Source organism: Streptomyces sp. MH60 (genome assembly GCF_002939385.1).
GTDB lineage: Bacteria > Actinomycetota > Actinomycetes > Streptomycetales > Streptomycetaceae > Streptomyces.
The window spans coordinates 1-21,010 of the sequence record NZ_MULI01000102.1 but is presented as its reverse complement, the minus strand read 5'-3'; the positions used below and the strand labels follow the sequence as shown (position 1 = coordinate 21,010).

The 21,010-nt window shown below is 71.3% G+C and carries 18 protein-coding genes and 1 pseudogene; 10 read left to right on the top strand and 9 right to left on the bottom strand.

All coding sequences use genetic code 11. The features are described 5' to 3' along the window. A pseudogene (locus tag BZZ08_RS39730) lies at window positions 1-176 on the bottom strand (bifunctional adenosylcobinamide kinase/adenosylcobinamide-phosphate guanylyltransferase); the annotation flags it as partial. A 195-nt stretch (window positions 177-371) separates the two neighbouring features. Here BZZ08_RS39730 and BZZ08_RS34945 point away from each other — a divergent pair. After that, window positions 372-611, top strand: a complete 240-nt coding sequence (locus tag BZZ08_RS34945; protein WP_104636211.1) for a hypothetical protein — start codon at window positions 372-374, stop codon at window positions 609-611. Between the two features lie 42 nt (window positions 612-653). On the opposite strand, the gene BZZ08_RS34940 is transcribed toward BZZ08_RS34945, so the two are convergent. The 3 genes from BZZ08_RS34940 to BZZ08_RS34930 form a co-directional block, all read right to left on the bottom strand. Then, a complete protein-coding gene (locus BZZ08_RS34940) occupies window positions 654-1,742 on the bottom strand; it encodes a S1C family serine protease (RefSeq protein ID WP_104636210.1) in 1,089 nt (362 codons plus the stop codon). A gap of 78 nt (window positions 1,743-1,820) precedes the next feature. Continuing rightward, entirely contained in the window at window positions 1,821-2,522 is a 702-nt protein-coding gene (locus tag BZZ08_RS34935) for a class I SAM-dependent methyltransferase (protein ID WP_104636214.1), read from the bottom strand. An 83-nt stretch (window positions 2,523-2,605) separates the two neighbouring features. Then, complete coding sequence (locus BZZ08_RS34930; RefSeq protein WP_104636213.1) at window positions 2,606-3,244, bottom strand: DUF3043 domain-containing protein; 639 nt, start codon at window positions 3,242-3,244, stop codon at window positions 2,606-2,608. A gap of 271 nt (window positions 3,245-3,515) precedes the next feature. Here BZZ08_RS34930 and BZZ08_RS34925 point away from each other — a divergent pair, with 271 nt between their 5' ends. The 5 genes from BZZ08_RS34925 (at window position 3,516) to BZZ08_RS34905 (ending at window position 10,009) form a co-directional block, all read left to right on the top strand. After that, entirely contained in the window at window positions 3,516-4,313 is a 798-nt protein-coding gene (locus BZZ08_RS34925; protein ID WP_274543304.1) for a PspA/IM30 family protein, read from the top strand. 21 nt (window positions 4,314-4,334) lie between these two features. Further along, on the top strand, window positions 4,335-4,619 hold the full coding sequence (pspAA, locus tag BZZ08_RS34920) for a PspA-associated protein PspAA (RefSeq protein WP_104636209.1): 285 nt from the start codon (window positions 4,335-4,337) through the stop codon (window positions 4,617-4,619). 162 nt (window positions 4,620-4,781) lie between these two features. Continuing rightward, a complete protein-coding gene (locus tag BZZ08_RS34915) occupies window positions 4,782-6,032 on the top strand; it encodes a sensor histidine kinase (protein ID WP_104636208.1) in 1,251 nt (416 codons plus the stop codon). Further along, window positions 6,029-6,712 (top strand): response regulator, encoded by a 684-nt coding sequence (locus BZZ08_RS34910; protein ID WP_104636207.1) that lies wholly within the window; start codon window positions 6,029-6,031, stop codon window positions 6,710-6,712. Before BZZ08_RS34915 ends, BZZ08_RS34910 begins: the two co-directional genes overlap by 4 nt. Before the next feature lie 180 nt (window positions 6,713-6,892). Next, window positions 6,893-10,009: an efflux RND transporter permease subunit gene (locus BZZ08_RS34905; RefSeq protein WP_104636206.1), complete on the top strand. Its 3,117-nt coding sequence runs from the start codon at window positions 6,893-6,895 to the stop codon at window positions 10,007-10,009. A 67-nt stretch (window positions 10,010-10,076) separates the two neighbouring features. On the opposite strand, the gene BZZ08_RS34900 is transcribed toward BZZ08_RS34905, so the two are convergent. Beyond that, entirely contained in the window at window positions 10,077-11,591 is a 1,515-nt protein-coding gene (locus BZZ08_RS34900) for a DUF4246 domain-containing protein (RefSeq protein WP_104636205.1), read from the bottom strand. Between the two features lie 95 nt (window positions 11,592-11,686). Next, window positions 11,687-12,871 (bottom strand): quinolinate synthase NadA, encoded by a 1,185-nt coding sequence (gene nadA, locus BZZ08_RS34895; RefSeq protein ID WP_104636212.1) that lies wholly within the window; start codon window positions 12,869-12,871, stop codon window positions 11,687-11,689. Between the two features lie 290 nt (window positions 12,872-13,161). On the opposite strand from nadA, the gene BZZ08_RS34885 reads away from it, so the two are divergent. Further along, window positions 13,162-13,518 carry a HesB/IscA family protein gene (locus BZZ08_RS34885; RefSeq protein ID WP_052839876.1) on the top strand — a complete coding sequence of 119 codons (357 nt, stop codon included), beginning with the start codon at window positions 13,162-13,164 and terminating at the stop codon, window positions 13,516-13,518. 135 nt (window positions 13,519-13,653) lie between these two features. On the opposite strand, the gene BZZ08_RS34880 is transcribed toward BZZ08_RS34885, so the two are convergent. Both BZZ08_RS34880 and BZZ08_RS34875 read right to left on the bottom strand, forming a co-directional pair. Further along, window positions 13,654-15,186 carry a hypothetical protein gene (locus BZZ08_RS34880; RefSeq protein WP_104636203.1) on the bottom strand — a complete coding sequence of 511 codons (1,533 nt, stop codon included), beginning with the start codon at window positions 15,184-15,186 and terminating at the stop codon, window positions 13,654-13,656. A gap of 114 nt (window positions 15,187-15,300) precedes the next feature. Further along, entirely contained in the window at window positions 15,301-15,510 is a 210-nt protein-coding gene (locus tag BZZ08_RS34875; RefSeq protein ID WP_104636202.1) for a hypothetical protein, read from the bottom strand. A gap of 132 nt (window positions 15,511-15,642) precedes the next feature. On the opposite strand from BZZ08_RS34875, the gene BZZ08_RS34870 reads away from it, so the two are divergent. Beyond that, window positions 15,643-16,617: a carbohydrate kinase family protein gene (locus BZZ08_RS34870; RefSeq protein WP_104636201.1), complete on the top strand. Its 975-nt coding sequence runs from the start codon at window positions 15,643-15,645 to the stop codon at window positions 16,615-16,617. Between the two features lie 120 nt (window positions 16,618-16,737). Here BZZ08_RS34870 and BZZ08_RS34865 read toward each other — a convergent pair whose 3' ends face one another. Beyond that, complete coding sequence (locus tag BZZ08_RS34865) at window positions 16,738-18,123, bottom strand: cysteine desulfurase/sulfurtransferase TusA family protein (protein WP_104636200.1); 1,386 nt, start codon at window positions 18,121-18,123, stop codon at window positions 16,738-16,740. Between the two features lie 328 nt (window positions 18,124-18,451). Between BZZ08_RS34865 and ctaC the strand changes: the two genes are divergently transcribed. Together ctaC and ctaD are read left to right on the top strand one after the other, a co-directional pair. Continuing rightward, complete coding sequence (gene ctaC / locus BZZ08_RS34860) at window positions 18,452-19,411, top strand: aa3-type cytochrome oxidase subunit II (protein ID WP_104636199.1); 960 nt, start codon at window positions 18,452-18,454, stop codon at window positions 19,409-19,411. Further along, the coding region (gene ctaD, locus BZZ08_RS34855; RefSeq protein WP_104636198.1) for an aa3-type cytochrome oxidase subunit I at window positions 19,408-21,010 on the top strand (1,603 nt) is incomplete at its 3' end. The genes ctaC and ctaD, both read left to right, overlap by 4 nt.

Below are 21,010 nucleotides of genomic sequence, written 5' to 3'. Positions count from 1 at the left end.
GCCCGCGCGGCGGCGAACACGGCGCCGGGCGTCAGGTCGAGCAGCAGCGCCCCGTCCACCAGCAGCGCGGTCGCCGCGCGCGCGTGCTCGCCCTGCGCCGCGGCACAGGCCGCGCAGGGACAGTCGGGGCGGGGCAGTCCCGCGGGGGCACCGGTGCCGAGCAGAGTCACGTCCACGCACCGATTTTTACCGGTCACCCGGCGACGTGCGCGTCCGAGTCCCCCCAGGGGGCGCGCGGCGGGGCCGTTCCCGTCGCAGGATCTTGTCTCCCGGCGTTCTACGGAGTGCCCGGCCGAGCGCATAGGCTGCGGGCGGGGGCCGGACCAAGATCCGGCTTCCGCTCTGCATGTGCTCACATCTTGGAGGCGTACATGGCGGCATGGACGTGGCGGTTCGAGACGGCCGGCGGGACGGAGGTCCAGCCCGCGGTGCAGCCCGAGGAGTTCACCACGCAAGGGGACGCCGAGTCCTGGATCGGGGAGCACTGGAAGGACCTCCAGGAGGGCGGCACCGACCAGGTGCGGCTCTTCGAGGACTCCGCCGAGATCTACGGCCCGATGAGCCTGCACGCCGAGGAGGCGGAGGCCGAGGAGGCCGGGGCCGAGGACTGAGGGCCGTGGCCCGGGGGCGGGGCGGGGGCGGCTTCGCCCCCGTCACTGCTCGCCCAGCGTCACCTCGGCGGTGTGCTCGTCGCCGTCGCGGGTGTACGTCACCTTGGTGCGGTCGCCCGGCCGCATCGACGCCAGGGCCTCCGACAGCGAGGTGATGGTGGTGATGTCCGTGCCCCCGAGCCCGACGACGACGTCCCCGGGCCGCAGCCCGGCGTCGTCGGCCGGCCCGCCGTCGCTCACCTCGACGACGGCCACCCCGGCGGGGCGGTAGCTGTCGTCGACGACCGTGCGGGCGGTGATGCCCAGCGCGGCCCGGCCCGAGTCGGTGACCTTGCCGTCCTTGACGATCTGCCCGGCCACCGTCGTCACCATCGACGCCGGGATCGCGAAGCCGATGCCGGGCGCCGCGCTGTCGCCGAGGCCCGGATCGGTGGCCGCCAGGGTCGGGATGCCGATCACCCGGCCGTCCAGGTTCACCAGGGCGCCCCCGCTGTTGCCGGGGTTGATGGCCGCCGACGTCTGCACCATGTTGGCGATGGTCGCGCCCGTGCCGCCCCCGCTGCTGCCCTCCGTCACGGTCCGCCCGGTCGCCGACACGATGCCCTGCGTCACGCTGGAGGACAGGCCGAGCGGCGAGCCCATCGCCAGCACGATCTGCCCGACCTCGACCTTCCCGGAGTCCCCGAAACGGGCCGCCTTCATCCCGTCGGGCACCTTGTCGAGCTTGATGACCGCCAGGTCCTGCTCCGGGTAGGACGAGACCAGCTTCGCGGTCAGCGAGCCCTCGGCGCGGGCCGTCGTCACCCGGAAGGACTTGCCGTCGCCGACGACGTGGGCGTTGGTGACGATGTGACCCCGGTCGTCGTACACGACCCCCGACCCCAGCGAGTCGCCCGCCTGGATCTGCACGACCGACGGCAGTACGTCCTTGATCACCCGCTCGTAGTCGGCCTGGAGGTCGCTGGCCGCGCGCGGCACCGCGGCCCGCGCCGGGTCGCCCTCCCGTGCGCTCCCGGACCCCCGGTCGGTGCCCGGACCGGCGTCGGAGCAGCCGGTCGCGAGCAGCAGGGAGCAGACCGGCACGGCCACCGAGGCGAGCAGACGGCGCAGACGGGCGCGGGAAGTGTCCATGGCCCGAGTCTCACCGCGCCCCCGGCACCCGGCCCCCGGTGAACACCCGAACGGGCGCCGGAGCCGGGGCGGCGCCGGCTAGCCCCGCACCCCGCACAGGTGCAGCAGCGCCGCGACCGCGCGGTACGGGTCGGTGCGGCCGGCCCGTTCCTCGGCGGCCAGCAGGGCGTCGAGGTCGTCGGGGGGCGTGGTCCCGTCGGGCGCCGTGTCCGTGAAGACCCGTACGCCGTACCAGGTGTGCAGCGGGGCGCCGATGCCCGCGAGCTTCGCCGTCAGCGTCGACAGGCGGTCCGCGCGGACGTCGAGGCCCAGGCGGTTGCGGTAGTTCGTGGTGTCGAAGGCGGCCAGCGCGCCCGCCCAGTCACCGTGCAGACCGGGGCGCAGCGCGAGCGCGTCGCCGTTGCGCACCACGAGGGACAGCAGGCCGCCGGGCGCGAGCATCCGCGCCAGCCCCGCGAGCAGCGGGTCGGGCTCCTCGACGTACATGAGCACGCCGTGGCACAGCACCACGTCGAAGCTGCCCGGCAGGAAGTGCACGCCGGTGTCCCGGCCGTCGCCCTCGACGATCCGCATCCGCTCCCGGATGCCCTCGGGCTGACCGGCCAGGGCCTCGCGCGCGGCGGCGATCATCGTCGCCTCCCGCTCCACGCCGGTCACCTGGTGCCCGGCCCGGGCCAGCCGCAGCGCCTGGGTGCCCTGGCCCATCCCGACGTCGAGCACGCGCAGCCGTCTGCCCACGGCGAAGCGCCCGGCTATCTGCTCGTCCAGCTGCCGGGCCACCAGCTCCTGCCGCACCACGTTGCGAAGCCCGGACAGTCCCGCTGTCCAGGCCTCGGCCGCGCCCTCGGTGAACGGCGTCGTGCTCAGGGCCGTTCCCCGCGCTTGACCTGGGGCTTGGGCAGCCGCAGCCGGCGCATCTGGAGCGAGCGCATCAGCGCGTACGCGACCGCGCCGCGGCGGCGCTCGTCCGGGAAGCGCTCGGCGAGCCGCTTCTTCAGCCGGAAGCCGCTGACGATCGAGTCCAGCACGATCAGCACGATGACGACGAGCCACAGCAGCAGCGCGATGTTCTGCAGTGAGCCCACCCGGACCATGCTCAGCACGAGGATGATCACGGCCATCGGCAGGAAGTACTCCGCGATGTTGAACCGCGAGTCGACGAAGTCACGCGCGAACTTGCGGACCGGGCCCTTGTCCCGGGCCGGCAGGTACCGCTCGTCGCCCTTGGCCAGCGCCTCGCGCTGCCGGGCCATCGCGGTCCGCCGCTCCTCGCGCTGGCGCTTGGCGGCGTCCTTGCGCGTCATCGGCGTGTTGGCGACGCTGCGGCGCTGGGACTGGGCCGCACTGCGCTTGGGCGTGGGCCTTCCCTTCGGGGCCTGCGGGTCACGGGGCTGCTTGGAGTCGGTCACCGGCGCACTGACGGCGCTCTGGGCCTTCTCATCCTTGGCACGGCTACGGAACACAAAACCCAAGGGTACGGGGTGCCGGGGTGTGGACCCCAGTCCGGTGGGGAACGATCCGGCAACGCCGGTCGTCTGTAAGGGGACAGAGGGGACGTTGCGTACAGCCCCGGACAGCGGGACTTTCCGGACAACCCCGGGGAGCACCTACTCCCTGCGCCGGACGGGGAACGTACGCAGTCGTCCTTGGGGATGAGCGCATCCGTCCCCGAACAGTGCGGTAATGGATGCAGGGCCCGTACTGTGGGTTCTGTCGCAGGTGCTGAAGCCGGAGTCGGTCAGAAGGGGGCGCGCGAAGCCCATGAGCGGTGTCATGAAGCGTATGGGGATGATCTTCCGCGCGAAGGCCAACAAGGCCCTTGACCGGGCCGAGGACCCGCGCGAGACCCTCGATTACTCGTACCAGAAACAGCTGGAGCTGCTGCAGAAGGTGCGCCGCGGCGTCGCCGACGTGGCGACCAGCCGCAAGCGCCTTGAGCTGCAGCTCAACCAGCTCCAGTCCCAGTCGGGCAAGCTGGAGGACCAGGGCCGCAAGGCACTGGCGCTCGGCCGCGAGGACCTGGCCCGCGAGGCCCTGTCCCGGCGCGCCGCGCTCCAGCAGCAGGTCACCGACCTGGAGACGCAGCACGCCACGCTCCAGGGCGAGGAGGAGAAGCTCACTCTGGCGGCCCAACGCCTCCAGGCCAAGGTGGACGCCTTCCGCACCAAGAAGGAGACCATCAAGGCCACCTACACGGCCGCCCAGGCGCAGACCCGCATCGGGGAGGCGTTCTCCGGCATCTCCGAGGAGATGGGCGACGTCGGCCTGGCCATTCAGCGGGCCGAGGACAAGACCGCCCAGCTCCAGGCCCGGGCCGGGGCCATCGACGAGCTGCTCGCCTCCGGCGCCCTCGACGACCAGTCCGGCATGCACAAGGACGACATCCAGGCCGAGCTGGACCGGCTCTCCGGTGGTACGGATGTAGAGCTGGAACTGCAGCGCATGAAGGCCGAGCTGGCCGGGGGGTCCACCTCCGACCGCCAGGCCATCGAGGGCGGCCAGGGACAGGGGCAGGCCCCGTCGCAGTCCCAGCAGCAGCCGCAGGACACCCCGCGCTTCGACAAGCAGTAGCCCACGGCTAGGAGGGCCGACATGATCGTACGGATCATGGGGGAGGGACAGCTCACGCTGGCCGACGGCCGGCTCGGTGAGCTGAACAGGCTGGACGACGAGCTCCTGGCCGAGATGGAGAACGGCGACGGCCCCGGCTTCCGCGCGACCCTCCAGGCCCTCCTGGCCAAGGTCCGCGAACTGGGCGAGCCCCTCCCGGACGACAGCCTGGAGCCGTCCGACCTCATCCTCCCGTCCCCGGACGCCACTCTGGAGGAGGTCCAGGAGCTCCTGAGCGACGACGGCCTCATCCCGGGGAGTGCCTGACGGCGCCTTGCTGACGCGGGCCGGTAATAATCAGCCCGTCCGGCGTTTGAGGACGAGGCCGTCCAGGCCGAAGCGGGGGCCTGGGGGCGCAGCCCCCAGCAGGACGCCCACTGCATGCGGGCCCCTCATAAGACACCCCCACTCCAGTTACCGTAAAAAACCGTGAGCACCCTCGCCCGCGCCCGCTGCACCATCGGCGCCCACCCCTCCGCCATGGACGCCGCCCTCGCCGCGGCCGTCCTGCTGTGCATGGTCGCCGGCTCCTTCGTGGACCCGCACGGCCCGGAGGGCGTCAGCTGGGGCCTGCGCACCCCCGACGCGCTCAGCCTCGCCCTCATGACCGTCGGCGCCGCCGCGCTCGCCTTCCGCCGCCGGGCGCCGATGGCGGTCCTCTTCGTCACCGGCGGTGTCTCCGTCGTCGAGAGCGTCACCGGAGACCCGCGCGCCCCGGTCGTCATGTCGGCCGTCATCGCCCTCTACACCGTCGCCGCCTCCACCGACCGGCCCACCACCTGGCGGGTCGGCCTGCTCACCATGACGGTGCTCACCGGCGCCGCGATGCTGGCCGGCCCCCTGCCCTGGTACGCGCAGGAGAACCTCGCCGTCTTCGCCTGGACCGGCATCGGCGCCACCGCCGGGGACGCCGTCCGCAGCCGCCGCGCCTTCGTGCAGGCCATCCGGGACCGGGCGGAGAAGGCCGAGCGCACCCGGGAGGAGGAGGCGCGCCGCCGGGTCGCCGAGGAACGGCTGCGCATCGCCCGCGACCTGCACGACGTCGTCGCCCACCACATCGCCCTGGTCAACGTGCAGGCCGGGGTCGCCTCGCACGTCATGGACAAGCGGCCCGACCAGGCCAAGGAGGCGCTCGCCCACGTACGGGAGGCCAGCCGCAGCGCGCTGGACGAGCTGCGGGCCACCGTCGGGCTGCTCCGCCAGTCCGGCGACCCGGAGGCACCGACCGAGCCCGCCCCGGGCCTCGCCCGCCTCGACGAACTCGTGGGCACCTTCCACCACGCCGGACTGCGGGTCGAGGTGGCCCGCACCGACCAGGGCACCGAGCTGCCCGCCGCCGTCGACCTGGCCGCGTACCGCATCATCCAGGAGGCGCTGACCAATGTGCAGAAGCACGCGGGACGGCAGGCGAAGGCCGAGGTCAGCGTCGTGCGGGTGGGGCCGAACATCGAGGTGACCGTGCTCGACGACGGGACCGGCGAGGGCGAGGCCCCGGACGCCCCCGCCGAGGGCGGCGGACACGGGCTGCTCGGCATGCGCGAGCGGGTCACCGCCGTGCGCGGCACCCTCACCACCGGTCCCCGCTACGGAGGCGGTTTCCGCGTGCATGCGATCCTTCCGGTCAAGAGCCGCACCGACGCCGCCACCAAAGCCTCCGCAGCCACCAAGGACCCCGTATGACGATCCGTGTCCTGCTCGCCGACGACCAGGCGCTGCTGCGCAGCGCCTTCCGGGTGCTGGTCGACTCCGAGCCCGACATGGAGGTGGTGGGGGAGGCGTCCGACGGCGCGGAGGCGGCCCGGCTGGCCGCCGAGCAGCGGGCCGACGTGGTGCTGATGGACATCCGGATGCCCGGCACGGACGGTCTCGCCGCCACCCGCATGATCAGCGCCGACCCGGCCCTCGCCCACGTCCGGGTGGTCATACTGACCACCTTCGAGGTCGACGACTACGTGGTGCAGTCGCTGCGCGCCGGGGCCTCCGGCTTCCTCGGCAAGGGCTCCGAGCCCGAGGAGCTGCTCAGCGCGATCCGGGTCGCGGCCGGCGGCGAGGCGCTGCTGTCGCCGACCGCCACCAAGGGGCTGATCGCCCGCTTCCTGGCCCAGCACGACACGGCCGACGAGGAGCGCGACCCGGCCCGCGCCGAACGGCTGGAGTCGCTGACCGTGCGGGAGCGCGAGGTACTGGTCCAGGTCGCCGGCGGGCACCCCAACGACGAGATCGCCGAGCGCCTCGAGGTCAGCCCGCTCACCGTGAAGACCCACGTGAACCGGGCCATGGCGAAACTGGGCGCCCGCGACCGCGCCCAGCTGGTCGTCATCGCGTACGAATCCGGGCTGGTACGTCCAAGGGTGGAGTGACCTCTCCCCCCGTGTACTGCGGTGGGAGTAGGCGGGGGGTGAGGAAATGGACCTGGGGCCTAGGGATGCGGGGGCGCGCATGGCCCAGGGTGTTGGGGTGGGCGCTCTCCTGTGCCGCCCGCGCCCGGCGCCGCCATGTGCCCCGTCCCCCGCTCGGCCACAGAAGAGAGACCCTGATCCATGTCCTGGCTGTCGAGATTCAGCCTCGCGCAACGGGCCCTGATAGGGCTGATGTCGATCGTCGCGCTCGTCTTCGGGGCGATCGCGATCCCCCAGCTCAAGCAGCAGCTGCTGCCCACCATCGAACTGCCCATGGTGTCGGTGCTGGCCCCGTACCAGGGTGCCTCGCCGGACGTGGTCGAGAAGCAGGTCGTCGAGCCGATCGAGGACAGCCTCGAAGCGGTCGACGGGATCTCGGGCGTCACCTCCACGGCCAGTGAGGGCAACGCCGTCATCATGGCGTCCTTCGACTTCGGCCCGAACACCCAGCAGCTGGTCGCCGACGTCCAGCAGGCCGTGAACCGGGCCCGCGCCCAGCTCCCGGACGACGTGGACCCGCAGGTCATCTCCGGCTCGACGGACGACATCCCGACCGTCGTCCTCGCCGTCACCTCGGACAAGGACCAGCAGGCGCTGGCCGACCAGCTCGACAAGACCGTCGTCTCCGAGCTGAAGGACATCGACGGCGTCGCCCAGGTCGTGGTCGACGGCGTCCGCGACGTCCAGGTCACCGTCACGCCGGACCCGGCGAAGCTGGCCGCGGCCAAGGTGAGCCCGCAGGTGCTCGCCCAGTCCCTCCAGGCGGGCGGTGCGACCGTCCCGGCCGGTTCCTTCGACGAGGGCGGCGCCAACCGCACCGTCCAGGTCGGCGGCGGCTTCACCTCGCTGAAGCAGATCCAGGACCTCATGATCACCGGCGAGGGCGTCGGCAAGCCGGTCCGCCTCGGCGACGTCGCCACCGTCAAGGAGGAAGAGGCCAAGGCCGACTCCCTCACCCGTACCAACGGCAAGCCGTCCCTCGCGGTCGCCGTGACGATGGACCACGACGGCAGCGCGGTCTCCATCTCGAACGCCGTCGAGGACAAGCTGCCCGACCTGCGCGAGCAGCTCGGAGCCGGCGCGACCCTCACCGTCGTCAGCGACCAGGGCCCGGCCGTCTCCAAGGCCATCTCGGGCCTGACCACGGAGGGCGGGCTCGGTCTGCTCTTCGCCGTCCTGGTCATCCTGGTCTTCCTGGCGTCGATCCGCTCCACCCTGGTGACCGCGGTCTCCATCCCGCTGTCGGTGGTGCTGGCGCTGATCGTGCTGTGGACGCGCGACCTGTCGCTCAACATGCTGACGCTGGGCGCGCTGACCATCGCCATCGGCCGCGTCGTCGACGACTCGATCGTCGTCCTGGAGAACATCAAGCGGCACCTCGGCTACGGCGAGGAGCGCAAGGACGCCATCCTGGGTGCCGTCCGCGAGGTCGCCGGAGCGGTCACCTCCTCCACCCTCACCACGGTCGCCGTGTTCCTGCCGATCGGCCTGGTCGGCGGCATGGTCGGGGAGCTGTTCGGCTCCTTCAGCCTCACCGTCACCGCGGCGCTGCTGGCGTCCCTGCTGGTGTCGCTGACGGTCGTCCCGGTGCTGTCGTACTGGTTCCTGCGGCCCCCGAAGGGCACACCGGAGGACGCGGCCGAGGCCCGCAGGCTGGCCGAGGAGAAGGAGGCCAAGAGCCGCCTCCAGCGCTTCTACGTCCCCGTCCTGCGTTTCGCCACCCGCCGCCGGCTGACCAGCGTGGCCATCGCGATCGTCGTCCTGGTCGGCACCTTCGGCATGGCGCCGCTGCTGAAGACCAACTTCTTCGACCAGGGCGAGCAGAAGGTCCTCAGCGTCAAGCAGGAGCTGAAGCCCGGCACCAGCCTCGGCGCGACCGACGAGCAGGCGAAGAAGGTCGAGAAGCTGCTCGGCGACACCGAGGGCGTCAAGGACTACCAGGTCACCATCGGTTCGTCCGGCTTCATGGCCGCCTTCGGCGGCGGCACGGACACCAACCAGGCCTCGTACCAGCTCATGCTGGAGGACTCCGCGTCCGCCGAGGACGTCCAGGACCACATCGAGGACGGGCTGGCGAAGCTCGGCGACGGCATCGGCACCACCACCATCGCCGCCGGTGACGGCTTCGGCAGCCAGGACCTGAGCGTCGTCGTCAAGGCGGCCGACGCGCAGGTGCTCCGCGACGCCGCCGAGCAGGTCCGCAAGACGGTCGCCGGGCTCGACGACGTCACCGACGTCACCAGCGACCTGGCGCAGAGCGTGCCGCGGATCTCCGTCAAGGCCAACGCGAAGGCCGCCGGGGCCGGCTTCACCGACCAGACCCTCGGCGCGGCCGTCGCCCAAGCGGTGCGCGGCACCCCGGCCGCCAAGGCCACCCTGGACGACACCGAGCGCGACGTGGTCATCAAGTCGGCCCGGCCCGCCGAGACGATCGCCGAGCTGAAGGCGCTGAACCTGGGCGCGGTCAAGCTCGGTGACATCGCCACCGTGCAGCTGGTCGACGGACCGGTCTCGATGACCCGCATCGACGGGCAGCGCGCGGCGACCATCACCGCCAAGCCGACCGGTGACAACACCGGCGCGGTCGGCGCGGACCTCCAGTCGAAGATCAACGGCCTGGATCTGCCGACCGGCGCCACGGCCGAGATCGGCGGCGTCACCGCGGACCAGGACGAGGCCTTCGTCAACCTGGGCCTCGCCATGCTCGCGGCGATCGCCATCGTGTTCATGCTGCTGGTCGGCACCTTCCGGTCGCTGGCCCAGCCGCTGATCCTGCTGGTGTCCATCCCGTTCGCGGCGACCGGCGCCATCGGCCTGCTGATCGTCACGGGCACCCCGATGGGCGTCCCGGCGATGATCGGCATGCTGATGCTGATCGGCATCGTGGTCACCAACGCCATCGTGCTGATCGACCTGATCAACCAGTACCGCAAGCAGGGCTACGGCGTCGTCGAAGCGGTGATCGAGGGCGGCCGCCACCGTCTGCGGCCCATCCTCATGACGGCCCTGGCGACGATCTTCGCCCTGCTCCCGATGGCGCTGGGCGTCACCGGCGAGGGCGGCTTCATCGCCCAGCCGCTCGCGGTGGTCGTGATCGGCGGTCTGATCACGTCGACGCTGCTGACCCTGCTCCTGGTCCCGACGCTCTACGCGATGCTGGAGCTCCGCAAGGAGCGGCGCGCGAAGAAGCGGGCCGCGAAGAAGGGCCTGCCCGAGCAGTCGCGGCCCTCGGAGGAACCGGAGCCGGCCCAGGTCTGACACCCGCCGGTACGACCAAAAAAGGGCGCCCCCGTGGACTTTCCACGGGGGCGCCCTTCGCGTCTCCTCAGTGCTCACACAGGGAGAACTCGCGCTCGTAGAGCTGCTCGTTGTGCTCGTCGACGAAGAACTTGCGTTCCCGCATGAGCTGTTCGCGGTAGTCCCTGGCCTGGTCCAGCGTCATGGTCGAGGTGTCGGACCACGGCTGCTGCGGCGGCACGTCGGACGTCGAGACGAGCGTCTCCGACGGGTCGACCAGGAAGAACGCGAGGATCTTGCGATGCCCCGGACGGGTGGGGTCCGCGAGACGGAACGGGCCGACGCGGTGCTGCAGGACGTTCGGGAAGGCCAGGCAGCGGCCCGCGGGGGTCGGCGCCGACCCCAGCACCTGGTTCAGCGCGTCCTCGTCCTCCAGGCCGTAGACCTCACGCAGACCCTTGCGGTCGTTCTGCTCGTAGCGCGGGTCGTCGCACGCCGTCCGGAAGCTCAGCCGGCTCTCGGTGATGTTCTCGCTGTCCCAGTAGTAGATGCCGGTCGAGACGATCCGCTCGTTCAGCATGCCCTCGACATGCCAGGACCCGCCCGCGTACTCGGGCTTGTCCGGGGTGAGGTGGATGGTGGCGAGCTTGACGACGACCTGGAGACGGCGGCCGCGCAGGTCGACGCGTGCCGTGTCGCCGGGCGTCTCGGGCGGGGTGAAGACCGGGGCGTCCGGGACGTTCGGGCGGCGGTTCTCCCACCAGTCGTCGCAGGCGTCCTCCCAGGCCTGCACGGCCTCTTCGTAGGCCTTTTCGTCGCTGAAGTCGGACTCCTCGGGCTCCTCCGGCTCCTGAGACTCGTCGTACCACCCGTAGGGATCGGCCTCGATCCGCAGCGGACGCGGATGGCGCAGGTCGGTGAGCACGTTCTCCAGCAGCGGCCGCATGCGCGCGAACAGGTCCGGCAGGACGGAGGCCAGTTCGCGATGGTGCTCGGGGTGCACGTTGTTGACGTACGAACGGAAGGCGACCTCGCCGTCGTCGCTCACGTCCACGTCCGTGGGCAGCCACTGGAACCTCTCCGAGAACTCGTACGTCGAGTACTGGTCCGTCGGGTTCCGCCAGGCCCGCTCGGGGGCGCCGCTCGCCTCCCGCACCAGGCAGAACAGGGAGGGGTGGACCAGGTCCAGTACCTGGCCGCCGGACCCGGGATGCCAGTCCCGCGCTTCTTCGGGGACCTCTTCCAGGACCCGGACCGCCTCGCGCAGCCGGGAGCGCAGCCTGTCGTCGATCAGTGTGTCCGACTGCCACACCCCGTCGACGGCGGAGACCTCGACGCCGGTCCGCGCGTCCCGCAGCGCGGCGTAGTGCGCGAGTTCGGCGAGCACGTAACGCGCCTGCGCCCCGGTGAGGCCCTGGGCGACCGCTTCCCGCGACCATCTGGCGACGACGGCGGGGTCGTTCATCTTGTCGGACCACTCCGGCTTCGACCGGATGTGGGCGCTGCACCGCATCATCTCGAGCTCCCGCAGCGTCCGGGGTTTGACGGACGGTATGGAGCGGGTCGAGTGGAAGGGCAGCGGGAAAGCGGACAGGCCGGTCAATGCTCTGGATCCTCCCAGTCGGTGTGCGGCGGGAAGCCTACGGCAGCGGACTGACACCGCGGCCGTGGGCTTCCCGCCCGACTGGGCCGACCGGGTTACGGCAGCGCCAGCATCCGCTCCAGCGCCAGCTTCGCGAACGCCTCCGTCTCCTTGTCGACCTCGATGCGGTTGACCAGGGTGCCCTCGGCCAGCGACTCCAGGGTCCAGACCAGGTGCGGCAGGTCGATGCGGTTCATGGTCGAGCAGAAGCAGACCGTCTTGTCGAGGAAGACGACCTCCTTGTCCTCGGCGGCGAAACGGTTCGCCAGGCGTCGGACCAGGTTCAGCTCGGTCCCGATGGCCCACTTGGAACCGGCCGGGGCCGCCTCCAGGGCCTTGATGATGTACTCGGTCGAGCCGACGTGGTCCGCCGCCGCGACGACCTCGTGCTTGCACTCGGGGTGCACCAGGACGTTCACGCCCGGTATGCGCTCCCGCACGTCGTTCACCGAGTCGAGGCTGAAGCGGCCGTGCACCGAGCAGTGACCCCGCCACAGGATCATCTTCGCGGCGCGCAGCTCCTCGGCCGTCAGCCCGCCGTTCGGCCGGTGCGGGTTGTAGACGACGCAGTCCTCCAGGGACATCCCCAGGTCCCGCACCGCCGTGTTGCGGCCGAGGTGCTGGTCCGGCAGGAAGAGGACCTTCTCACCCTGCTCGAAGGCCCAATTCAGGGCGCGCTCGGCGTTGGAGGAGGTGCAGATGGTGCCGCCGTGCTTGCCGGTGAACGCCTTGATGTCCGCGGACGAGTTCATGTACGACACGGGCACGACCTGCTCGGCGATCCCGGCCTCGGTCAGCACGTCCCAGCACTCGGCGACCTGCTCGGCGGTGGCCATGTCCGCCATGGAACAGCCGGCCGCCAGGTCGGGCAGCACCACCTTCTGGTCGTCCGAGGTCAGGATGTCGGCCGACTCCGCCATGAAGTGCACACCGCAGAAGACGATGTACTCGGCCTCCGGGCGGGCGGCCGCGTCCCGGGCCAGCTTGAAGGAGTCGCCCGTGACGTCGGCGAACTGGATGACCTCGTCGCGCTGGTAGTGGTGACCGAGGACGAAGACCTTGTCACCGAGCTTCTCCTTGGCCGCGCGGGCGCGCGCGACCAGGTCCGGGTCGGAGGCCGAGGGCAGGTCCCCGGGGCACTCCACACCGCGCTCGCTCCTCGGGTCGGCCTCGCGGCCGAGCAGCAGCAGGGCGAGGGGCGTCGGCTGTACGTCGAGCTCCTGGGTTTGGGCGGTGGTCACGACACGCACCCTTTCTACTTTTCGTCGACCCTTTTCGTCGAACTGACGCTATATATCATAACCGGTTCACGTCACTTTGACGATGCCCATAGTGTCGGTGTGACGTGAATCCCGGCGCCCGAGCCGCCCTCCGCGGCCGCCGTCCACGGGCCGCTGACCGCCGGCCGGGGCGTGTGCGAGCATGAAGGGAACGCCGAGGACAAAGACTCGGCCCCGCCCGGAATAGATCCGCGGCTCCGTCGGTTGAAACCGTCGGCAAGCAGTCTCCGTACAACCCGGGAGAGATGTAGATGTCCGTATCGGACGAGACCACCACCGTCACCGACGGCATCATCCTGACCGACGCCGCCGCGTCGAAGGTCAAGGCGCTGCTCGACCAGGAAGGCCGTGACGACCTCGCGCTGCGCGTCGCCGTCCAGCCCGGCGGCTGCTCCGGCCTGCGGTACCAGCTCTTCTTCGACGAGCGCTCGCTCGACGGCGACGTGGTGAAGGACTTCGGCGGCGTCAAGGTCACCACCGACCGCATGAGCGCCCCGTACCTCGGCGGCGCCACCATCGACTTCGTGGACACGATCGAGAAGCAGGGCTTCACGATCGACAACCCGAACGCGACGGGCTCCTGCGCCTGCGGCGACTCCTTCAGCTGACAGGCCGGGCCGCCGCGCGGCCCGCGCGTGAGAAGGGCGGTGGCCCGGGATCCGTCCCGGGCCACCGCCCTTCTGCCGCGTCCTCGCCGTCCGCGTCTCCTCGCCGTCCGCGTCGGCGTCCCGCCGCGGGCGGCGTCACCGGCCCCCGGACGGAGCCGGCAGCCGCGCCCCCGGCTTGTGGACGGGGATGTCCTTGCCGTCCTTGCCCACGACCGTCCGGTCGCCCAGCGGCTCGTCGAGCGGCACCGTCCGCTCGTACTCCTTGGCGATCAGCACGCAGACCTTGTCCGGGTGCGGCGTCTCGGTCACCGTGACGGTCACCTTGCCGCCGCTCTCCTCGGCCTTCGCGTCGTAGTCGGCGCACACCCCGCCCGTGAAGTGCACGGTCAGCTCGCCGTCGGCGGCCGTGTAGCCGCTCACCCGCACGTCCCGCGGCTGCCCGGGCTTCGAGGCCGGTTCGTCGGACGGGGCCGGGGACGGCTCGGCGGGGGCCGCGGCGGTCAGGTACTTCGGCTCGACCGCCGGATACGTGAGCGTCACGGCGTCCCGCGCCCCCGGCGCCCGCACCTCGAACAGCCAGGACGGCACCAGCGTCTGCCGTCCCCGCACCGGATGCGCGGCCAGCCCGAACACCGCGTCCTCGACGGTGGCGACCCGCTTCTTCCCCGCCCCGGGCCGCTCCGGAGCGCCGGTCGGCGGCGCGCACGGCTGGTCCGCACGGTCCTGGTACGGCACGGGACCGGCACAGCCGCCGATGCCGCCGACCTTCGCACCGGCCCCGGCACCCGGCGCGTTCAGCAGCGCCAGCGTCTCCTCGGCGTTCAGGACGGGATATGTGTCCCCCTTGACCGGCTCCTTCACCTGACCGCTGCCGCCGACCACCTCGCCCCGCGCGTCGACGACGACCCCGGTCGTCCAGCCGTACGTGGGCAGCCCGCCCACCTCGGGTTCCGCGTTCACGGCCCGCCGGGCACCCATGACCTGGCTCGCGTCCAGCTTGGCGCCGTCCTGGCCCAGCGCCTTCAGCACCGGCGCCGCCGCCTTCTTCGCGGCCGCCTCGCCCACCGGGTCCCCGCCGGCCGAGGGGCCCTTGCAGACGGCGCCCTTCTTGCAGTTGTCGGTGCCGGGCGCGTAGCGGTGGAAGGTCCAGGTGCCCGGCGCCTGCCGGCTCACCGTGAGCAGCGGCCCGGAACCGTCCCGGGCATTGCCGACCTTCCACGCCTCGCCCTGGGTGCGGGGCGCGCCCTCGATGCCCAGCGCCTCGGCCAGCCGGGCCACCTCGGCCTCGCCGACGTCGCCCTCGGCCCGGTACACCGGCGCCGAGCCGGGCCCCTCGGGGAGCGGCCCGTCGGCGCGGTAGGTGACGCCGTACGGGTCGGGCTCGCCCGGCGCGATGCCGTTCGAGCCGCCCTCCGGGGACGACGGGGACGCCGCCCCGTGGTCGTCGAGGGGCAGCGGCGGGGGAGTGTCGTCGCCCGGGGCCCCGGACGCCGTACCGCCGTCCGTGTCGTCCCCGGTGGCGGACGTGGCCAGGTAGGCGCCGCCGCCACCCAGCAGCAGTACGGCGGCGGCGACCGACGCGACCGCTCCGGGGCGCCGCCGCGCGGGACGCCCGCCGCCCGCCTCGGCACCGGTGGTGTCGTCGTTGTCGGGTCGCTCGGTGTTCACCGCATCGCTCCTTCGGCCGTTACTGGGGACAGCGATGGGACGCGGTGGGCCGGGATCCGGTTCCCGGTGACGGCGCACGTCGCCCGAACGGCCCCGGGGCCGCCCGGGGCCCGCTCAGTCGCCGTAGTCCGACATCGCGTCCAGCAACCGGGCCGAGGCGGGCGGCACCCGGACGCCGTGGATGAGGGTGAGGGGCACCGGCCGGGGGGAGACGTGGACCGGCGCCGACCAGCGCGGGGTCATCCGGGCGCAGTCACCGCGCAGCGACGCCAGGTCGCCGTCCAGGTCGGCCGGAGCGGGATCGACGGTCCTCAGGTTCGTCATGACAGAACCGTAGGCACGTCCCGTACCACGGAGAAAGTTGTACTACCGGGTAGTTTCGCCTGCTTCAGCCTGACGGCGCCGCCGGGTAGCGTGAACCGACAACCCGCCTCCCCTCAGGAGAGAGTCCCTGCCGTGCGCATCGCAGTCACCGGCTCCATCGCCACCGACCACCTCATGACCTTCCCCGGCCGCTTCTCGGACCAGCTCGTCGCGGACCAGCTGCACACGGTCTCGCTCTCCTTCCTGGTCGACCAGCTGGACGTACGCCGGGGCGGCGTCGCCGCGAACATCGCCTTCGGCATGGGCCAGCTCGGCACCCGGCCGGTCCTGGTCGGCGCGGCCGGCGCGGACTTCGACGAGTACCGGGCCTGGCTGGACCGGCACGGCGTCGACACCAGCTCGGTCCGCATCTCCGAGACCCTGCACACCGCCCGCTTCGTCTGCACCACCGACGCCGACCACAACCAGATCGGCTCCTTCTACACGGGCGCGATGAGCGAGGCCCGCCTCATCGAGCTGAAGACCGTCGCGGACCGCGTGGGCGGCCTCGACCTGGTCTCCATCGGCGCCGACGACCCGGAGGCGATGCTCCGGCACACGGAGGAGTGCCGCGCCCGGTCCATCCCCTTCGCCGCGGACTTCTCCCAGCAGATCGCCCGGATGAACGGCGACGAGATCCGGATACTGCTGGACGGGGCGACCTACCTCTTCTCCAACGAGTACGAGAAGGGGCTCATCGAGACCAAGACCGGCTGGACGGACGAGGAGATCCTCGGCCGCGTCGGCCACCGCGTCACCACCCTCGGCGCGCGGGGCGTGCGCATCGAGCGGGCCGGCGGCGAGACCATCGAGGTCGGCGTCCCCGACGAGGAGCGCAAGGCCGACCCCACGGGCGTCGGCGACGCCTTCCGCGCCGGGTTCCTGTCGGGACTGGCGTGGGGGGTCTCGCTGGAGCGGGCGGCACAGGTGGGGTGCATGCTGGCGACGCTCGTCATCGAGACGGTGGGGACGCAGGAGTACCAGCTGCGGCGCGGGCACTTCATGGAGCGGTTCACGAAGGCGTACGGCGACGAGGCCGCGACCGAGGTGCAGGCGCACCTGGGCTGAAGAGGGGGGCGACTACGGGGGAGCCCCTTGATGTGCGGTGTCGTGGGCGGGTGCGTCGGGGTTCGTCGCGCCCACGCGGCGGAGCCGCACATCGGCACCGCCCCGCGCCCCTCAGGGGCGTCAGCTGACCCGGCGGACCAAGTACGCGCTTCCCCTGTCCGCCTTCTCCTCGCCCACGTACTCCTGGCCCCGCATCTCGCACCACGCGGGGACGTCCAGGCGGGCCGCCTCGTCGTCGGAGAGGACGCGGACCGTGCCGCCCACGGGGACGTCGCCGATGACCTTGGCCAGTTCGATCACCGGAACGGGGCAGCGCCGGCCCAGCGCGTCCACGACGAGGTCGGGGCCGGCCGCGCGGACGGTCTCCGTCGCGGTCGGCGCCCCCAGCTTCTCGCGCACCGCGGCCACCGTGCCCGGCAGCACCTCCAGGAACCGCTCGACGTCCTCCGCCGTGGTCCCAGGCGGCAGCGACACCCGGACGTTTCCCTCGCTGAGCACCCCCATCGCCCGCAGGACGTGGCTCGGCGTCAGCGTGCTGCTCGTGCAGGACGATCCGGACGACACGGAGAAACCGGCGCGGTCCAGTTCGTGCAGCAAGGTCTCCCCGTCGACATAGAGACACGAGAAGGTGACGATCCCGGGCAGCCGGCGCGAGGGATCGCCGACCACCTCCACGTCCGGCACCAGGCCGGGCACCCGGGACCGGATCCGCTCCGTCAGCTCCCGCAGCCGGGCCGCCTCCGCCGCCGCCTCGGCCCGCACCGCCCGCAGCGACGCCGCCGCGGCCACGATCGCCGGCAGGTTCTCGAACCCGGGCGCCCGCCCCGACTCCCGCTCGTCCCCGGGCCCTTGCGGCGCGTACCGGACCCCCTTGCGTACGACGAGCAGCCCCACCCCCGAGGGCCCGCCCCACTTGTGCGCGCCGGCCGTGAGCAACGACCAGTCGCCCTCGACCCGGCCCCAGCCCAGCGACTGGGCGGCGTCCACCAGCAGCGGCACGCCCGCCGCCCGGCAGGCCCGCGCCACCTCCGCCACCGGCTGCTCGGTGCCCACCTCGTGGTTGGCCGACTGGAGGCAGGCCAGCGCCGTGTCCTCGCGCAGGGCGGCCGCGTACGCCGCCGGATCGACCGCGCCCGTCCGCTCGACGGGTACCTGCGTGACACTCCCGCCGTCGGCCGCCTCGTGCGCCTCGGCCGCATGCAGTACGGAGGAGTGTTCGACCGCTGACACGATCAGGTGACGCCCGACGCGCCGCCGCCCGGCCAGCGCCCCCGCCATCCCTGAATGCACCGCCCGCGTCCCCGAAGGGGTGAACACCAACTCGTCCGCCCGGCACCCCACGGCCTCGGCCGCCGCCTCCCGAGCGGCATCGAGCAGCAGCCGGGCCCGCCGCCCCTCCCGGTAGAGCCGAGCGGGATCGGCCCACCCCTCGTCGAGGGACGCCAACAGCGCCTGCCGGGCAACGGGATGAAGGGGAGCAGCGGAAGCAGCATCGAAGTAGGCCACGGCCCAACGCTAGAACGCCGGGGGCCGCAGCGCCCCGTCAGGGGCGCGGGGCTGTGACATGTGCGGCTCCGCCGCGCGGGCGCGAACCACCACGACGCACCGTCAGCCGCCAACGAAACACCCCGGTCCCGCCCCGCGGGCCCCCCATCGCACCCTTAAAGAGTGACCCCCGGCGCGTATGCCACCCTCCCCGCGACCCCCCGAAGAGCGTCGGCTAGGGTTTGGTCCGCATAAACATCAAACCCCTGCCCGACGCAGGGCGGCGACCGACCAGCGAGAAGGCAGGCCGCAGCCAACCGCGCGGGCGAGACTCTCGGGAAGGCGCTACGTGAGTCCCAACGGCTCCGACCGCTCGCCGCGGCGCCCGATGCGGCGGAAGCTGCTGCAGGCACTGACCGCGGGCCTGGTCCTGGCGACCGCCACCGGTTGCACATACGAGGACTTCCCCCGCCTCGGCATGCCCACCCCAACCACGGAAGAGGCTCCGCGGATCCTCTCCCTGTGGCAGGGCTCCTGGGCCGCCGCGCTGGCCACCGGCGTGCTGGTGTGGGGCCTGATCCTGTGGAGTGTCTTCTTCCACCGGCGCAGCCGCACCAAGGTCGAGGTCCCTCCGCAGACCAGGTACAACCTGCCCATCGAGGCGCTGTACACCATGGTTCCGCTCGTCATCGTCTCGGTGCTGTTCTACTTCACCGCGCGTGACGAGTCCGATCTCATGAGCCTCAAGAAGAAGCCCGACGTCACGGTCAACGTGGTCGGCTTCCAGTGGAGCTGGTGCTTCAACCACATCGAGGACGTCCCGGGCTCCACCGGCGACGCCAAGACCTCCAAGGAACTGGCCGGCATCCCGGACCGGTTCATCGAGGACTTCCCGGCGAACGCCGGCGGTGTCTACGACTGCGGTACCCCCGGCACGGAGAACCCGCAGACCGGAAACCCCGGCCCGACCCTCTGGCTCCCCAAGGGCAAGACGGTCCGCTTCGTCCTGACCTCGCGTGACGTCATCCACTCCTTCTGGGTGGTGCCGTTCCTCATGAAGCAGGACGTGATTCCGGGCCACACCAACGCCTTCGAGGTGACCCCCAACAAGGAGGGGACCTTCCTGGGCAAGTGCGCCGAACTGTGCGGCGTGGACCACTCCCGGATGCTGTTCAACGTCAAGGTCGTCTCCCCGGAGCGCTACGAGCAGCACCTCCAGGACCTCGCGAAGAAGGGGCAGACCGGTTACGTTCCCGCGGGCATCGCTCAGACGAGCCACGAGAAGAACCGGGAGACGAACAACCTGTGAGCATCCTCAACGAACCCCAGGGTGCCTCGGCAGCGGAGGACTCGTACGAGAACGAGCTGCCGGTACGGCGCAAGCAGCCCGGCAACGTCGTGATCAAGTGGCTCACGACCACTGACCACAAGACGATCGGCACCATGTACCTGGTGACGTCGTTCGCGTTCTTCGTGATCGGCGGCGTGATGGCGCTGTTCATGCGCGCCGAACTCGCCCGGCCTGGTCTGCAGATCATGTCGAACGAGCAGTTCAACCAGGCGTTCACGATGCACGGCACGATCATGCTGCTGATGTTCGCGACGCCGCTGTTCGCGGGCTTCGCGAACTGGATCATGCCGCTGCAGATCGGCGCGCCGGACGTGGCGTTCCCCCGGCTGAACATGTTCGCCTACTGGCTGTACCTGTTCGGCTCGACCATCGCGGTGGGCGGGTTCCTGACCCCGCAGGGCGCGGCCGACTTCGGCTGGTTCGCCTACTCGCCGCTGTCGGACGCGGTGCACTCGCCCGGTATCGGCGGTGACCTGTGGATCATGGGTCTGGCCTTCTCCGGCTTCGGCACCATCCTCGGCTCGGTCAACTTCATCACCACGATCATCTGCATGCGCGCGCCCGGCATGACCATGTTCCGCATGCCGATCTTCACCTGGAACGTGCTGCTGACCGGTGTGCTGGTCCTGCTGGCCTTCCCGGTGCTGGCCGCGGCCCTGTTCGCGCTGGAGGCCGACCGCAAGTTCGGTGCCCACATCTTCGACTCGTCCAACGGCGGGGCGTTGCTGTGGCAGCACTTGTTCTGGTTCTTCGGGCATCCAGAGGTGTACATCATCGCGCTGCCGTTCTTCGGCATCGTCAGTGAGATCATCCCGGTCTTCTCCCGCAAGCCGATCTTCGGCTACATGGGTCTGATCGGCGCGACGATCGCGATCGCGGGCCTGTCGGTGACGGTGTGGGCGCACCACATGTACGTCACGGGCGGCGTGCTGCTGCCGTTCTTCTCCTTCATGACCTTCCTGATCGCGGTCCCGACCGGTGTGAAGTTCTTCAACTGGATCGGCACCATGTGGAAGGGCTCGCTGTCCTTCGAGACACCGATGCTGTGGTCCACCGGCTTCCTGATCACCTTCCTCTTCGGTGGTCTGACCGGTGTCATGCTGGCGTCGCCTCCCATCGACTTCCACGTCTCGGACTCGTACTTCGTGGTGGCGCACTTCCACTACGTGGTGTTCGGCACCGTGGTGTTCGCGATGTTCGCCGGCTTCCACTTCTGGTGGCCGAAGTTCACCGGCAAGATGCTGGACGAGCGCCTGGGCAAGATCACCTTCTGGACACTGTTCACGGGCTTCCACGGCACCTTCCTGGTCCAGCACTGGCTGGGCGCGAACGGCATGCAGCGCCGGATCCCGGACTATCTGGCGGTGGAGGGGCTGACGGCGCTCAACACCGTGTCGAGTGTCTTCTCCTTCCTGCTCGGCATGTCGCTCCTGCCGTTCTTCTACAACATCTGGAAGACCGCCAAGTACGGCAAGAAGATCGAGGTGGACGACCCGTGGGGCTACGGCCGTTCGCTGGAGTGGGCGACCTCCTGCCCGCCGCCGCGGCACAACTTCC